General features: G+C 41.5%; 12 protein-coding genes. 4 read left to right on the forward strand and 8 right to left on the reverse strand.

Translation table 11 applies throughout. From position 1 onward, the window contains the following. Positions 1 to 357: T9SS type A sorting domain-containing protein (locus IIC38_16405; protein MCH8127517.1), on the reverse strand; the 357-nt coding region annotated here is incomplete at its 3' end. A 242-nt stretch (positions 358 to 599) separates the two neighbouring features. Further along, complete coding sequence (locus IIC38_16410) at positions 600 to 1,190, reverse strand: tyrosine-type recombinase/integrase (protein MCH8127518.1); 591 nt, start codon at positions 1,188 to 1,190, stop codon at positions 600 to 602. Positions 1,191 to 1,536: 346 nt separating this feature from the next. Here IIC38_16410 and IIC38_16415 point away from each other — a divergent pair, with 346 nt between their 5' ends. The 4 genes from IIC38_16415 (at position 1,537) to IIC38_16430 (ending at position 7,191) form a co-directional block, all read left to right on the forward strand. Then, positions 1,537 to 2,805 carry an MBL fold metallo-hydrolase gene (locus IIC38_16415; GenBank protein MCH8127519.1) on the forward strand — a complete coding sequence of 423 codons (1,269 nt, stop codon included), beginning with the start codon at positions 1,537 to 1,539 and terminating at the stop codon, positions 2,803 to 2,805. An 8-nt stretch (positions 2,806 to 2,813) separates the two neighbouring features. Further along, complete coding sequence (locus tag IIC38_16420; GenBank protein ID MCH8127520.1) at positions 2,814 to 4,622, forward strand: DUF885 domain-containing protein; 1,809 nt, start codon at positions 2,814 to 2,816, stop codon at positions 4,620 to 4,622. A 360-nt stretch (positions 4,623 to 4,982) separates the two neighbouring features. After that, positions 4,983 to 6,248 carry a PQQ-dependent sugar dehydrogenase gene (locus tag IIC38_16425; protein ID MCH8127521.1) on the forward strand — a complete coding sequence of 422 codons (1,266 nt, stop codon included), beginning with the start codon at positions 4,983 to 4,985 and terminating at the stop codon, positions 6,246 to 6,248. Positions 6,249 to 6,453: 205 nt separating this feature from the next. Further along, positions 6,454 to 7,191: an AlkZ family DNA glycosylase gene (locus tag IIC38_16430; protein MCH8127522.1), complete on the forward strand. Its 738-nt coding sequence runs from the start codon at positions 6,454 to 6,456 to the stop codon at positions 7,189 to 7,191. 340 nt (positions 7,192 to 7,531) lie between these two features. Here IIC38_16430 and IIC38_16435 read toward each other — a convergent pair whose 3' ends face one another. The 6 genes from IIC38_16435 to IIC38_16460 all read right to left on the reverse strand — a co-directional run bounded on the left by IIC38_16435 (position 7,532) and on the right by IIC38_16460 (position 14,975). Continuing rightward, positions 7,532 to 7,954: an AbrB/MazE/SpoVT family DNA-binding domain-containing protein gene (locus tag IIC38_16435; GenBank protein MCH8127523.1), complete on the reverse strand. Its 423-nt coding sequence runs from the start codon at positions 7,952 to 7,954 to the stop codon at positions 7,532 to 7,534. Positions 7,955 to 8,043: 89 nt separating this feature from the next. After that, positions 8,044 to 8,199, reverse strand: a complete 156-nt coding sequence (locus tag IIC38_16440; GenBank protein ID MCH8127524.1) for a hypothetical protein — start codon at positions 8,197 to 8,199, stop codon at positions 8,044 to 8,046. A 253-nt stretch (positions 8,200 to 8,452) separates the two neighbouring features. Next, positions 8,453 to 9,385 (reverse strand): hypothetical protein, encoded by a 933-nt coding sequence (locus IIC38_16445; GenBank protein MCH8127525.1) that lies wholly within the window; start codon positions 9,383 to 9,385, stop codon positions 8,453 to 8,455. 123 nt (positions 9,386 to 9,508) lie between these two features. After that, positions 9,509 to 12,067: a T9SS type A sorting domain-containing protein gene (locus IIC38_16450; protein ID MCH8127526.1), complete on the reverse strand. Its 2,559-nt coding sequence runs from the start codon at positions 12,065 to 12,067 to the stop codon at positions 9,509 to 9,511. 252 nt (positions 12,068 to 12,319) lie between these two features. After that, the gene (locus tag IIC38_16455) at positions 12,320 to 13,483 is read right to left on the reverse strand and encodes a hypothetical protein (GenBank protein ID MCH8127527.1); all 1,164 of its coding nucleotides are present in this window, start codon (positions 13,481 to 13,483) and stop codon (positions 12,320 to 12,322) included. Continuing rightward, positions 13,413 to 14,975, reverse strand: a complete 1,563-nt coding sequence (locus tag IIC38_16460) for a BatA domain-containing protein (GenBank protein MCH8127528.1) — start codon at positions 14,973 to 14,975, stop codon at positions 13,413 to 13,415. The genes IIC38_16455 and IIC38_16460 overlap by 71 nt, the downstream gene beginning before the upstream one ends. Positions 14,976 to 15,285 lie beyond the last annotated feature (310 nt).

A 15,285-nucleotide genomic window follows, 5' to 3' on the forward strand; every position in this document is an offset into this window, starting at 1 on the left:
TTTGTCATCAGTGGCTTTCCAGGTTACCTTGTAGTTGCCTGCCGGCAGCTGGCCGGAAACCAATGTCCTTACTAACTGACCGGATAGGTTGTAGATAGCTAGTTTTACTTCACCAGCTTCCGGAATTCCAAACGAAATCTCGGTCGTTGGGTTGAATGGATTCGGATAGTTTTGCTCAAGTACAAACTGGTTTGGAATAACAGTTAAATCAACCTCCTCAACACTAGAAATAATGTCGTATTTGATTTTTTCTGTTATTACCCAGTCAGAATGCAGACCAGTTGAGTTATCAATTGTGCGAAAAGAAATAACATATTCAACTGGAACTGGTCCAGTGTAAATCCAAGTGTAGGTCAAGGTATCAAGATTTGCATTTGAGCTGGTTTTTGGAAATGGTGCTGGTACAATTTCAAATTTAGTTTGTTGATTGATGACATCACATTAGCACTAAAACTAGCGAAAAAATTAGTTTTTTCATGCTAACACCTCATATTTTTGATTGTTAAAGTAAAAATTTATCACCCAGACTGCTTACTTTATTGGCTGGTCTATCTGTTGAACGATGATCTCAATGTCGTAATATATTTAATATTTATTCTTCATGAAATGCTAACGATTTCCCTTGCTCGTTCCATACGATCGTAGATTTGTTTGCGTTTACGACCAGAGATTGTTGCGTAAATATCTGTAGTTTGAATGTATTTATGGCCTAACTGATCTTTTACTTCCTCCTGGGTGTGACCAGCATCGAGCATATGCACCGCTATAGAATGTCTTAAAGTATGTGCATGCCATTTATCTTTGGGCAATTTTGCTTTCTTGGCATACGCCCGAAAAAGATCATCGATGGTTTTTCGTGAAATTGCATTTTTCTTCCGGGAAAGAAACAAAGGCGAATAAAAATCAACTTCTCTTTCCTTAAGGTAAGCTTTTAAAAGTCGAGCAGTGTCTGAGAAAATGCCATACTCTCCTGAAACACCACCTTTCAATCGCCAGATTTTAATCCGTCGGCGATCCAAGTCAATATCTTCTATTTTAAGTAATCCGGCTTCCGATGCCCTGAGGCCGTATTTATAAATCACATTGAACATGGCCCGATCGCGTTTAGATTTGATCTTTGAAAAAAATCTCGCGGTCTCTTCCTGGGTAAGATATTTTATGGTTGTATTTTTTTGATTGATAGGATCCATTGATATACCTGTTTAAATGTCCGGTGAGGAAAAAGGGCTCTACCGGTCAGTTTGTGTATTATGTCCGGTTGGAAGTATAGCTATAAATTCAATAAAATAAAAGGGTTATTTTGATTTAAAGGCAACCATCGATTGTCTAACCGGACAGTATACTTAAGATTTTCCCCCCAAGGTACTGCAAGAAAAAAAAGTTTAATGCCGACAAGCTTCAACGCCAGGAATCCGGAAAAGTACTTGCTTTAAAAACATCCATTCCTTTTATTGGTTTTTGTGGTTTTAGACAAATAGACATTTTCATTCCATCTTTCGAATCAATTTTGCTAAATTAAGGTTGTTGGAAATGATATTGAATAGAATTCATGCAAAGCCAAAACAAAACGCTATCCTGCTAATACCTCATAGAATGAAGAAAATGACAACCCATTATATTTGCCTACTCTTTCTCTGGTCGAGTCTTTCCGGTTGTGGTACATTTCCCAGGGGTAGTTATGGCAAACCACAAGAAATTTCATATTCAAATGTTCAGGGATTTTCTCCACAAAAAGGCGAGGTATTGGAATGGCATTCAGCCAGCATAAACAATGAAGATGAGCCTGTTGTGACGGCCTCACGTTTGCCACCATCCGGCTTGAAGATAAGATGGCTGGGCACTGCGGGATATGAAATTAGTGACGACTCTACAGTTATCTTAATTGATCCATTTGTCTCCCGGCCTGCTTTTGGTCAGCTAATCAAAACCATTACGATCGACACGAGTGCCGTTAACCATTACATCCTTGCGCCGATTCCATTACAAAACCTAAAAGTAATATTAGTTGCACATGCGCATCATGATCATGTTCAGGATGTCCCATATATTCTTGCGCAATATCCGGATTCCCTAAAACGACCATTGGTAGTAGGCAGCCAGAATGTCCATGACCTGATCGTTGGACATGAGCCTGGAAGAGGCATGGAATGGCTCGATTCAATTGGAGGATTGCAAAATAGCAAAATAAAGACACTGCTTTTTAGTCCTGGTAAAAAAGAATGTTTGCTGGGTTCGGACATTTATTGTGATGTCGGTAGGTTTGGTAATTTCAAGATAACGGCATTTGCCTCTGACCATTCCAGTTATGATCATCTGGGTTCTACCGCTATTGTTGGTTCCATCAAAAAACATCCCCCCTATAATGTTTTTGATTATAAGATGAACCATAATACTTCAATTGGTTATTTGATAGAATACCAGGGCTTACGCATTTTTTTTAGTGAATCTACTATCGTTAGACACAACAACCAAATAGGTGAAGTGGATATCCTGATCCAGGGCATCACATCCAGAAGAGACTATAACACTATAGTTCAAACCCTTGCATATCTAAAACCTAAATATGTGATCCCATCCCACTACGACAATTTTTTCAAGCCAATTAAGAAAATGAAAATCCTTGATACAAAAATTGGCTTGGGTCCGCTAAATTTCAGCCGCTTTGAGCAATTTGTTATTGGATTTGAGAGATATTATGCCAAGGTTGCGCGTGACCGTTTTAAGTTAGCTGCAAAGAACTTTCAGCCAAAACTTCGTCTGATGAAGTTATTTTACTTTTATTCACTGGTGAATTTAGACCAATAGGAGTCGACATGAAAAAATATATTCTTGGATTTCTTGGATTGGTGTTATTAATCGGAGGATGGTGGACTTACAAGCTTGTCTGGGGTAAACCGCTGAACATAAACCATTTTTATGAAAGAGTATTCATCGAATTCTTACTGGACGATCCGCAGTTACTCTCCCAATTAGGATTCATAGATAATTCACTTTTAGATTTTCACAGTGACGATCTAACGGACTCATCGCCAGCCCGGGCTCAAAAACTTGCTGATAAAACTCGGAGCGATCTCGAGCTTCTGCGTAGCTACGACCGTGAGGATCAAAGCAAATCGCAACAACTTTCAACTGATATCCTGGAATGGTTCATCGATGATGCTGTCCGGGGAGAACGATTTATGTACCATAATTATCCTGTCAATCAACTATTCGGAGTGCAGAGTAACCTTCCCAGTTTCATGGACGCTACACATCAAGTCAAAAATAAGAAAAGTGCGGAAAATTACATAGCCAGGTTATCAAAATTTGGTATTAAGTTCGACCAGGTGATTGAAGGATTGAAACTGCGGGAAGAAAAAGGGATCATCCCACCCAAATTTGTTATAGAGAAAGTTCTCATAGAAATGCGGAATTTCGTTATTCAACCAGTAGATGAGAACATCCTGTTTGTTTCCTTTCAAATGAAAGTTGAAAAGGTAAAAGAGTTTGAAAAAGAAAGCGCTGGTAAACTCTTTGCAGATGTCCGAGAACAGATTGAAAAAACTGTGTTCCCTGCTTATCAAAGAATGATTTTCTATTTTGAAGCTTTAGAGGCTAAAGCCACAACCGATGACGGCGTTTGGAAACTTCCCGATGGTGAAGCATATTATGCTTACCAGTTGCGCAGCAATACCACATCCGATTTCACTCCGGAAGAGGTACACCAGCTTGGCTTAGAGGAGGTAAACCGTATCCAGAGTACAATGCATTCAATCCTGGATAGCCTCGGTTATACCGGTAAGACCGTTGCGAGTCACATGCGCCGACTCGGCTCAGAAGACCGCTTCCTTTATCCTGATACCGATTCCGCACGTGTGCAAATCTTAAAAAAATACCAGGAGATTATCGATGAAATCGACCAAAACCTGGGCATGGTATTTAACGTACGCCCTAAGATGGGTGTGGAAGTAAGGCGCGTTCCCGAATTTAAGGAGAAGACCGCACCTGGCGCTTATTACAATGGACCAGCAATGGACGGATCACGTCCAGGTGTTTTCTTTGCCAATCTTCGCGATGTAAAAGAAATTTCTAAATTTGGCATGCGTACCCTGGCCTATCATGAAGCCATACCCGGCCACCATTTTCAAATAGCGATCCAGCAAAAGATAACCGGAGTTCCCACTTTCCGCAATCTTATTCCCTTTACTGCTTACACAGAAGGGTGGGCGCTTTATGCGGAGCTCCTTGCATGGGAATACGGCCTTCAGCAAGATCCGTTCAATAATCTTGGCCGATTGCAAGCCGAATTGTTTCGAGGGGTACGCCTTGTTGTTGATACCGGCATACATTACAAAAGATGGACGCGCGAACAAGCTATCGCTTATATGCTTGACAATACCGGCATGTCAAAAGGTGATGTAGTTGCAGAGATTGAACGTTATATTGTCAATCCAGGTCAAGCCTGTGCTTATAAGATCGGGATGTTAAGAATTGTTGAGTTGCGAGAAAAAGCGAAACAAAAATTGGGCGATCACTTCGACATCAGGGATTTTCATGATGTGGTACTCAAGAACGGCGCCATGCCCCTGAGCATTCTAGAACAGGTGGTGAATGAATATGTAGAGAGTAAATTGTCCTCTTAAAGCTTGTGTTCATTCTAAAAAGGTGGGATACCGATTCCATCGCTCTCATAAGTATTTGTTTTTATGTAACATTGCTTTTGGAAAAGCGATTGCATCGGTTTTTAGAGTAGACTCAAGCTTCATTTATTAAATCCTTGTTTTATCCGTGCGAATCCGTGGCTATATTATTGTTTTTATTTAAAGTCCGAGAGTTTATTAATCTTATTTTATTTGAATGAATAGCACACAATAAGGGATGAGTTTCATAAATCTGTCTTGATTTGTAAATTTAACTATATTATTTTTGTTGTCAATTCGGAAAACAAATAATTAAGGAGAAAGAATATGTTCAACTCTACAGGGATCAAAAAGAACTGGAGTATGCAGCTTTTTTTCACTTTCATTTTAGTCGGTTGTATGTCCTGTGGCCAAAAGTATGGTGAGATTCAATTCGATCCTGATAATGGTGGTATTCAGTTAGCCGATGGCTTTAGCGCTTTTGTGGTTGCCGACAGTCTAGGCCGCGCACGGCATATGGCCGTAAACACGAATGGCGATATTTACGTAGCGCTGCGATCCACAAGAAATGAGCAGGGCGGTATTGTGGCGCTGCGGGACACCACCGGCGATGGCAGAGCAGATATAATTGAGCGCTTTGGTGAATATGGTGGTACAGGAATTGGAATTCACAATGGATATCTCTATTTCGCTCCTGACACCGCTGTGTATAGATACCGGCTGACCGAGGGAGAGTTGGTTCCCGAAAATCCCCCGGAGACTGTGGTCTCCGGTTTTCTAAGACAACGGCAGCATGCCGTTAAACCCTTTGCTTTTGACGGTGAAGGCAATATGTATGTGAACGTTGGCGCGCCCTCAAATGCCTGCCAGGAGAAAATGCGCAGACCAGGATCGCCGGGTTTGGATCCGTGTCCCCATTTAGGACGGCACGCAGGTATTTGGCGCTTTAGTGATGATAAGCTCAATCAAACGCAAGTCGATGATGGTTACCGTTATGCCAGTGGGATTCGTAATTCGGTTGCCATAGATTGGAACCCGGTTTCCAAAAAACTATATGTTGTCCAGCATGGCCGCGATCAATTAGAGGGTTTATGGCCGGAACTTTTTAACGACAGCTTAAATGCAGAGCTGCCTTCCGAGGAGTTTTTAATGCTGGACGATGGCTCTAATTTCGGATGGCCCTATTGTTATAATGATCATCTTCAAGGCAAAAAGATACTTGCTCCTGAATATGGCGGCGATGGCAAGAAAGTCGGCAGATGTGAGCAATACGAGAGACCGATTGTGGCTTTTTCGGGCCATTGGGCTCCGAATGATCTGTTGTTTTACACTGGCAACCAATTTCCCGCAAGCTACCAAAATGGCGCTTTTATCGCATTTCATGGTTCCTGGAACCGGGCGCCTCTTGAACAAGCTGGCTACAATATTGTTTTTGTGCCTTTTGATGGAGAACGCCCATCGGGTGATTGGTCGGTTTTTGCCGATGGTTTTGCCGGCGTTGATGTTATACATGGACCACAGGATGCACAACACCGTCCAATGGGTCTCGCACAAGGACCGGATGGCTCATTGTATGTTTCAGACTCTGTAACCGGCCGTATCTGGTGTATAAGATATACTGGGAAATAATAAGTTAAACTTATCTTGAGTATTTTTTGGCGCTTATAGGGTTGTTATGAACAATTTACTGCCTAATTGTTGAAGGGCTTAAATCCTAAAATCGAATATCGAAATCCAAAACAAAATCGAAACTTCAAATTTCAAAAATATTTTGTCCTTAGTTAGTTTTGTATGCAAATAGACCTGGCAGGTTTCAAACTACATGCTTTAAAGAATGATAGCTTTCTTAGAAAAAACCTGCCAGGTTTTGATTCGATTTAAAGACTACCCCGAATGCTTGCTGAAATCCCCCCGGGTGAACAAACTGAGTTGGTGGGGAGTTGTCAGACAAGCTATGGTGGAGGGATTGGTTTGTTACGGCCCTGATCAAGGCCAGGAAGTTACTCTTGTCCGTGTTGATCAATGGCTGTCGAACCTGGAAGAAGTTTCGGAACAGGATGCCAAACACATTCTGTTCAGTCGATATTTGTCTGCTTATGGCCCTGCTACACTCCAGGATTTTTCCAAATGGTCTGGTATTTCCATGCAAGAGGTGAGAACTATCCGGCAGGAAATGAAAAAAGAACTAATAGAAGTCGGATTCGAAAATAAAGAAGGATTGATTCTTCGGGAAGATTTTGACCCACTCAGAAAAAGTTGTTTGGATAGCCAAGTTTTTTGTTTATTGCCGCATTTTGATCCCTACATGCTTGGCCATATAGATAAAAATCATTTAGTGGCTTCTAACTTGTACAAACGAGTTTATCGCAAAGCAGGATGGATCTCACCGGTAATATTGTTAAACGGAAGGGTAATAGGAGTTTGGTCTTATACCCGTAAAAGTAAGCGATTGTTTTTGGAAATAGAGCCATTTGAAAAATTTTCTAAAAGCACGTTTACCAGGATTGAAGAAGAAGCTGCGAGTTTAGCTGGTTTTTGGCAGACTGAGTGGGAAATTAATGTGGTGAAATGAAATTGTAAAAACTTTCTTGCCAGATTCAGCTAACGAGGCTGCTGTATACATGCATACACTGGTTTTTCCTACGCCTCTTTTCAGAATTATGGTCTTTTCAAAATATCATGAGTGCCAATTCTTCTCAGAATTATCCGATCTGACTCTATGGTGAAGGTGAATCGGTAGGATTTAGTTACTCGGCCTTCCCAGGTATTGGGGTGGCCTTTCATTTTTTTAGCCTGTAGTGAAGGATGTTTGGGGTTCTGGAAAAACAGGGCTAGCTGCTTTCGGGCTCGCTGTTTGATGTCTTGAGGTAACGATTCAAATTCTTTTGTAAAGCGATTAGATTTGACTATGGTCATGGGCGTAGAGAATTGAGCAGCTCCTCGGGGTTGTGGAATTCCTTAATTCGACCCTGGTCAATATCCCGCTGCGCTTCTCGCTCGCCCTGCTGCCATTCTTCTGTCCACCACCAGCGTTGCTCTGGGTCGATCAGGCCAACCTTTGCAGCCACCTCGGTTTCGGCTTCTGTTAATCCGTTTGCAGATTTAAGATCTTTCCGGATTGCCTGAATTTTACGTTTGGCTGATTTTAGGAGCTTTTGGTCTCTGGGTGAAAGTTTCGGCAATGGCATCTTCTCGAGGATCCGCTTGGGGATTATTATACCTTTGCCATCTTGGACAGTCACCTCTAGGATATCCCCAGTCTCCAGTTGGAGGGTTTCAAAAACCTCTTTGGGTATAGTTATCTGGTGTTTGGGGCCGATTTTAACATGTGGCATTATTAGACCTCCATGGTTAAGCTTTGTTTTAAAAATAAAGAAGTATTCTTACTTTCTTACTGTAAGTATAAGGTAGTTTAATTAGGATGTCAAGGGGCTGTTTTTTCTGTAAAATCCGCCAAATTTTCTACCTTCTGGTCAACTCGTTTATAATTCACTGTGATCGACTGTTGCTTAACCAAAATCCGATCGAGCTTTTTGGCAAGCTTGTCGTTGTCTGTTAGTTTAGTATCTCGTCTTTCCATTTGGCCATATCGCTCCATAGAGCGTCAACATTCTTATCAATTTTAATATCCAACCAGGTAATCTCTGATGAGAATTTATCATTCAACCTTTTATCTAACTTTTTAAGATCACATTTAGTGGTTAGTTTATTGCTATTGTTTGTTTCATAATAATTCAAGATGATCAAAATCCCAGGGACTTGTCAATTTCCGAAATATTCTTACTTTTGAAGATCAAGATAAAGAAATAATTAAAATTCATATATCATCTTCCCTAAACCTCCACCATCCTCCCCAAACCCATTCCCTCAGCTCTCTCCAAAACCAACTGCGCAGTAGCTGCATCCTGTACCCCAACTCCGACGGATTTAAAAAAGGTAATTTCATCGGCAGATTGTCGCCCCGGTTTATTGCCGGCAATCACATCACCGATTTCCGTCAGGTTTTGCTTTTGGATCAACTTTTTATCGATGGCTTCCATAAGCTCGCCTGCTTCCGTTAAGGAAGCTTGCAAGCTATCTACAAAAATACCCAGTGAGGAATGATACCCAAAAACCGGAACTTCCCGCATATCCGGTTTAAAGGATCCCACGCCATTAATGTGAGTTCCTGCTGATACTTCAACCGGGTTAAAAACCGGTTCATTGCTGGTAGTCACACAAGTGATTATATCCGCATTCCGGATTGCATGTGCCGGGTTTTGTGCTGCAAACGCATTTACATGAGGGAATTGTTGATGAATGCGATCAGCTAATTCAGAAGCAGATTTCCCTGACGGTGTAAAGATCCGGACTTCACGAATATTTCTAACTGAGAGCACGGCTGCCACTTGATCCATGGCCTGGGCGCCTGCGCCAAACAGGGCCAATACTCTTGCGTCCTCTCGTGCCAATATTTTCGTGGCTGCACCTGCTCCGGCTCCGGTCCGGAGCGCGGTAAGCCTTTCTCCGTCAACCAAACTTATTGGCACACCGGTTTCAGTATCAACGACTAGAACCAAAGCGTGGATTCTTGGCAAATTCAATTTTGGATTATCATTAAAAACGGAAACAACTTTCACAGCCATCGCCTGTGCTGTTTTAAGATAAGCCGGCATGAATAAAGTTGTGCCCTTTTCAGTTTCGATGGGTATTCGCTGCGGTAAAACAGCGTCGTTGGTGCTAAGACTCGCATAAGCCCGGGCATTCACTTCGATGGCTTCCGCCATAGTGATGGATTTATCGATATCTTCCGCAGATAGTATTCGGATTTTCAGGATATGCTCTTTCTAAGGATTTTAAACAGATTCCATCGCTCAAAGCGATGGAATCTGTTGGCTTGTTACTTCTTTCTATTTAAGCAATGTTAGCTTCGTCGTCCCAACGACCAACCTTGTTTGTTTAAAACCTAACTCTTTCACTTCAAGTCTAAAAAAATAAACACCGGTCGAAAAGCCACTGGCATTCCAAACCACTTTGTGTGATCCTGGCTCTACCATGCCATCAACTAATTGATCGACTATTCTGCCGGACAAATCATAGATAATGGCTATTATATGAGCTCTATCCGGAATTTCAAATTCAATTGTGGTTGTCGGATTAAACGGATTGGGATAATTTTGCTTCAATTTAAATTGTAAGACCACACTGGGCGAATCCTCGACATCAACACCCACATCCAGCAAAGATCGTTCATAAGCTCCATTGCCATGAGTTGCCACACGCAGCTTTCGATTCGTAGGAGAGATACTGAGGTCCATTGTGATAACGGCATCCGGCAAGCCTTCTCGAAAGTCCTGCCAAGAACCGCCATCGTCGAGTGATACGAAGACGCCCAAATCATTGCCCAGGTAAATATGCCGGGGATACTCAGGATCCACCACTACGGCAGATGTGGGCACGTCAGGCAAGCCTGTTCCAATATCCTTCCATGATTGACCGGCATTATTCGACTTGAAAATATGTGACGAACCAAACCCGCCAAACACGACATAAACTTGAGCAGCATTCTGCGGATTCACAGCAATATCCAATGGATAACGATCCGGAAGATTTCCTGTTATGTTTTGCCAGGAGGAGGCACCATTCGTAGTAATAAAAATTCCCGGCTTTGTGCTTTGCGGGGCAGTCGCCACATAAACCGTATCCGGAGTATTGGTTGAAATCGCCATTGCAATGGCCGGGTTTCCCTGAAGAGTGGAGGCAGTTGTTGTGATCGTCCATCCCGACCCACCGTTGGTGGATTTGTAAATATTACTTCTACCTGCATACAATGTATTTGGATTTGACGGACTCAGCACAAAGGGTGCGATAAAAGCTGTGATCTCAGAGTCTGATTCAGGAGGTCGAACATTAAACCATGATTCCATTCGATTATTTGATTTTACAATAGCAAGATTCTGGCTGGATGCATAAATCGTATTGGGATTTCCAGGGTGAATTGCCGTCCAGCTGCCATCACCTGCTGCCACACGCCGCCAACTTGAGGAACCCTCATAGACTGCCGTCCAGTTATCTTGAAAGCCGCCAATGGATAAAAGAGAATCCGTTTGTGAAGTAGAGAAGCCATTGTAAAATTGAGTGGTCTGGTAACCGCCATTGCAACTTTGAAATGTCTCGCCGCCATCCAAAGATCGCCACACGCCGCCATCATTGGCAAAATAAATAATATCCGGATTTGCGGGATGAAATACCATGGCATGGTTATCCGCATGGGCATATGTTGGAGGTCCTTCCGGACCGCCGGGTGGTGGAGTTCCTCTTGGATATACAAATTCAGTCTTCATTTGTAAATTCGTTCCACCCGATGTTGATTTGTAAATTCCCAGTTGTCCTGCAGCAATAACAATATTTGGATTTGTGGGATGAACGCCGACATAATGAGAATACCAACCCTGGGCAGAGGCATAATCCGGAGTGGAGATAGTGCTCCATGAATCACCATTATTGGTCGATTTGCACAACCAGGTTCCTGCATTACGCCAGTAACCGTTGCCAATACTTGCCCAAATTATATTTGGAGAAGATTTGGATATGGCAAGCTGGGCTTTGCCGCCAAAAGTATTTGGCAATCCGATAACTAGTTTCGACCAGGTTGAACCACCATTTTTTGTGCGATAAATACCATGCCCCGCACTTTGCAATCCACCACAAGCAACAAACACTGTATTGGGATCATCGGGGTTTATGGCTATATCCATGGCCATTATTACAGAGTGTACTTTCAGCCAAGTGGTTCCGGAATCTGTTGACTTATAAGTACCCTCGGTCGTAGCCGCCCAAATTATATTTGGGTTTTGGGGATCGATACGAACCGCTTGCACTCCCCGTTTTTGATTGTAAGACCAATCCAGGCTTTTGGTCCACGTTTTACCGCCATCAGTAGTTTTGAGAATTCCGATGCCGTAACTCCCCCGGGTAGTCCTGTAATTAATTCCTGGAAACGCTTGCTGGTAGCCATAAACTTCACCTGTTCCGATATAAATTTTCTTTGGATCGGAAGTATCAATAGCGATACTGCCTACTCCCAGCACTGGGAACCCTGTCGATACATATTGCCATGCAGAAGCGCCCCTTCCTGCGGTTGTGCTTTTCCACAATCCACCGCTGGCGGAACCGGCGTAGATGATATCCGTTTGAACCGGATCAATGGCAATAGCCAGAGTTCTTCCGCCAATATTGTTCGGACCGATACTCCGCCATTCCTGGGATGAAGACGATTTCTTTAGCAAACGATTGACATTAGATAGATTTTTTTTTGTGAATTCATAGGCTTTCATAAATCCAACATCGGGAATGGTTGATTGGGGATAAGCGCGTGAATCCGACCAGAAATCAAGAGCCTGCTTTGCGCCTGAGGGAGTAGGTAGAGGCTCTTCTTTTTGAGTTCCGAAGAAAAGCCAAGCTATCAAAATGAACACAAGTGATAAAGTATGCTTCAATTTCATAATAGGTGGCTGATATTAATAAAAATTTTAGACAGGTCGGGTGTATAAATAGAGATATATTTCATTATCATTTTTTGAAATATTTTCATCATGTTAATCCTGTCTAAATCTTTCTCTCAATCCATAAATAACTGGTACTTAATAAAAAAACAAGAAAAAACCAAACAGATGATATAGCTTGTGTTTTTTTACTTTTAGTATCGTCTTGTGTTTCATCTATTCTTGGATTAAAAGTCGATCGCAAACGAGTTGCTTTGATTTTTTGTCCCTGGCGCCGGCTAAGCCAGGCATTGCCTTCATTGACATAAAACCAGGATCCCCTCCCCTGGTAACGGTGGCAAATATTTTTGCTTTGTCGAATCCATAGTCATCTTTGACTTCAACCACCAGGTTAACGTTGGCCAGTTCATCGAATTTGATTTCAGTACGTTGGTCCGGATGTACTACAAAAACAGAAGCAGGTTTGTCCTTAATGACTTCCAGTTGATAAAAATCGGACACGGTAAAAATCCCTTGTCCACTATTTAATTCCAAATAATAAAATCCTGATTCTGTGGCATTATAACCCAATGTGTAGGTTCGGTTTGGATTCTCCATGAAAACAAGAGTATCAACATTATTTAATACGAGTTTAGCGGATTCAACAGATTTATCTAATTTTATTCGCCATTTTATTTCAGAACCTTCAGCAACACTAAGGTTAGGATTTTTGCTGGTTTTTTTTGGCTTCCTGGTATAAGCGGGCGGGGAAATCTCAATTCGGATTGATTCTACATTTGGCGGAGGATCAGAGTTTTTTGCAACGACTTCTTTGCCTTGCTGTCTCATTGGCTTGAACGAAAATTCTTTTTTTGATGAAATTTGCGGCGCCCAAATTGCCAGTATTGCAGTGATCAATCCGAGCACAAATAACCACTTAAATCCGGAAACAAGTAAATTGTTGGGTAAAACAGATTGAATTTTGATTTTGGTAAGAACAGGCTCGATGCGGCTTAACTGCATGCGCTGCAAAAGGGTACATTTTCCTGGCTGCAGAAATAATTCACTGCTCTCCTCAAGTTCCGGATACTTTCGATTTAAATGGGCTGCAATTTGGTTCACCTGGGCTCGCTTACGCCAATTCAACCTGATTAAAGCAACACCAAGTAATACGATCATAATTATAAAGATCAGGAATTGACTTTTGATCGACCAACTCAGAATATGGCCAAGGCCAAAGGGGAATAGCATGGACAATCCCAGCGCTTGCAGAAATGAACTAACTAAAACCTGTCGGTTCCAATCTTTGGCCAGCCTTTGGAGAATGTTTCTATGTAGATGATTCGTTAGTTTTTCTCCTTTCAGAAATCCAGCGCTCAAAACCAAAAAGTGATAAAACAATAAGCCATAAAAAAATTGTTAAATCGGATTTATTCTCTTTCTGCCGCATATCATTGGCAACTATAATTTTTTGTGGGCTTAATTGATTGATGCTTATATTTCTCCTGTCAATAATTCGCTTTGGATTTTCCATCCCCTCGTTTTCCAGACTTTTCAGAAGAACATTCATGATCCATTCCGGGAACTGTGGTTTAACCACTAATTCGTTCCATTGTGGATGAAAACGGCTGTGAAACCGGTAAATCTCTCCCAGTCCAAGGGATTCGAACTGTAGTAATGGATTGCCTTCAACGTCTGTCCAAATTGAAGCATTCTGATTTTGGACTTTAGAATACCGCCAAATCCTGGGTTCTTCATTTGTGGTTTGGCCAGCCATAATCATTTTGCCGGTACTTATCTCGTATTCATTAGAGGCCATATCTGTTATCAGGGTAGCTCCGTCTTGAGTAAAATTTTTCAATGTCCCAGGGATTTCCTCAGACGAAAGCCAAAAAATGAGTTCCGGAGAATTCGTTACTTTTTCAAAATCTTTCATTCCCAGCATCGATATAGAAATCGGAATTTTGATTATCTCCTCGACAGCTTCGACAGCGGCACGAACATAATTTGCATCATCAACTCTATCCTCTTCATAAAAAATTTGAACAACCCTTTTTGATGGATTGGTTTGAATTCTGAAAACATCTGAATAATCATTGCTTGCTTGAATGATACGAATTCTGATTTCTTCCCTTTTGAAGTCCGTGACAACTTCAACCGGAGGCATGTTGTTTCCACTGAATATTCTTGGTGTTCTTGGAATTTCGAATTCATATTCTCGAAAAAAGGTTTTCGATGAATCGCTGAATCCTAAAGTGACTAACAGCTTATCTTTATGAATCTTGGCTTTCTCGATCCATTGGCTTTTTTCAGATTCAATTGGATACCAGGTATATTCGGAGTTCAGTTGCGGACGCTCGCCTCGAAAATATTTAAGCTGATTAGGTGCAAACACAACAAGCTGCGAGCCCGGCGGTAATATTGAATCTGCTTCCCGCAAGAGTGACCAGTAATTTTGTAGCGATTGATCGATTTCATCTTTTACGTTCCAATTAATCTTGGGAAACTTTGAATCAAAAAGATGCGGTTCATAACCATTCGATATTAAGGAATCGATCTTCGTATTGATGGATGAATCATTTATTTTATCCAGGATTTCCGGACTTATTAGCACCCAGTGTTTTCCTTCGGATTCATTGATGGATTTGTGATCGATCCAATAGGGTTTTGCTAACAACAAAGCCAACAAAATAAGCAAGGTAGTTCTCAGTAGAAGTAACATCACCTCACTCAGTTTTAAATTTTTAAATTTGCTGCTTTGGGATTCTGCGATGAGCTTAACGCTTCCTATTTTAAGTGTCTTGCCACGTCTTCGGCTCAAGAGATGAATCACGATAGGGATTATAACTGATAAGGAAAGCAATAATAATATTGGACTGAGAAATTGGATCATGATCTTTTAATTTGATTTATTCACACCGAATAAAACCTAAAAAATGAATATTTTGATAATTGATAGGTTGCAAAATCCCAGCGGGATGAAATATTTATAGCATGCAAATTCCAAATATCTTTGAAACTCCTTCCATTAATTATTTTGTAAATTTTGTTCATCATGTTAATCCTGTCTTATCCATTAATAAACTCTAACTAAGTGGTCTGTTTCATAAATTCGGTGACGTATTTTTAAACGGAGCTATAAGCTGTAGTCATTTGTTTATCTCAATTACCCCTCCTAACCTCCCCTTATCAAGGGGAGGAAT

Source organism: candidate division KSB1 bacterium (assembly GCA_022566355.1).
GTDB lineage: Bacteria > Zhuqueibacterota > JdFR-76 > JdFR-76 > DREG01 > JADFJB01.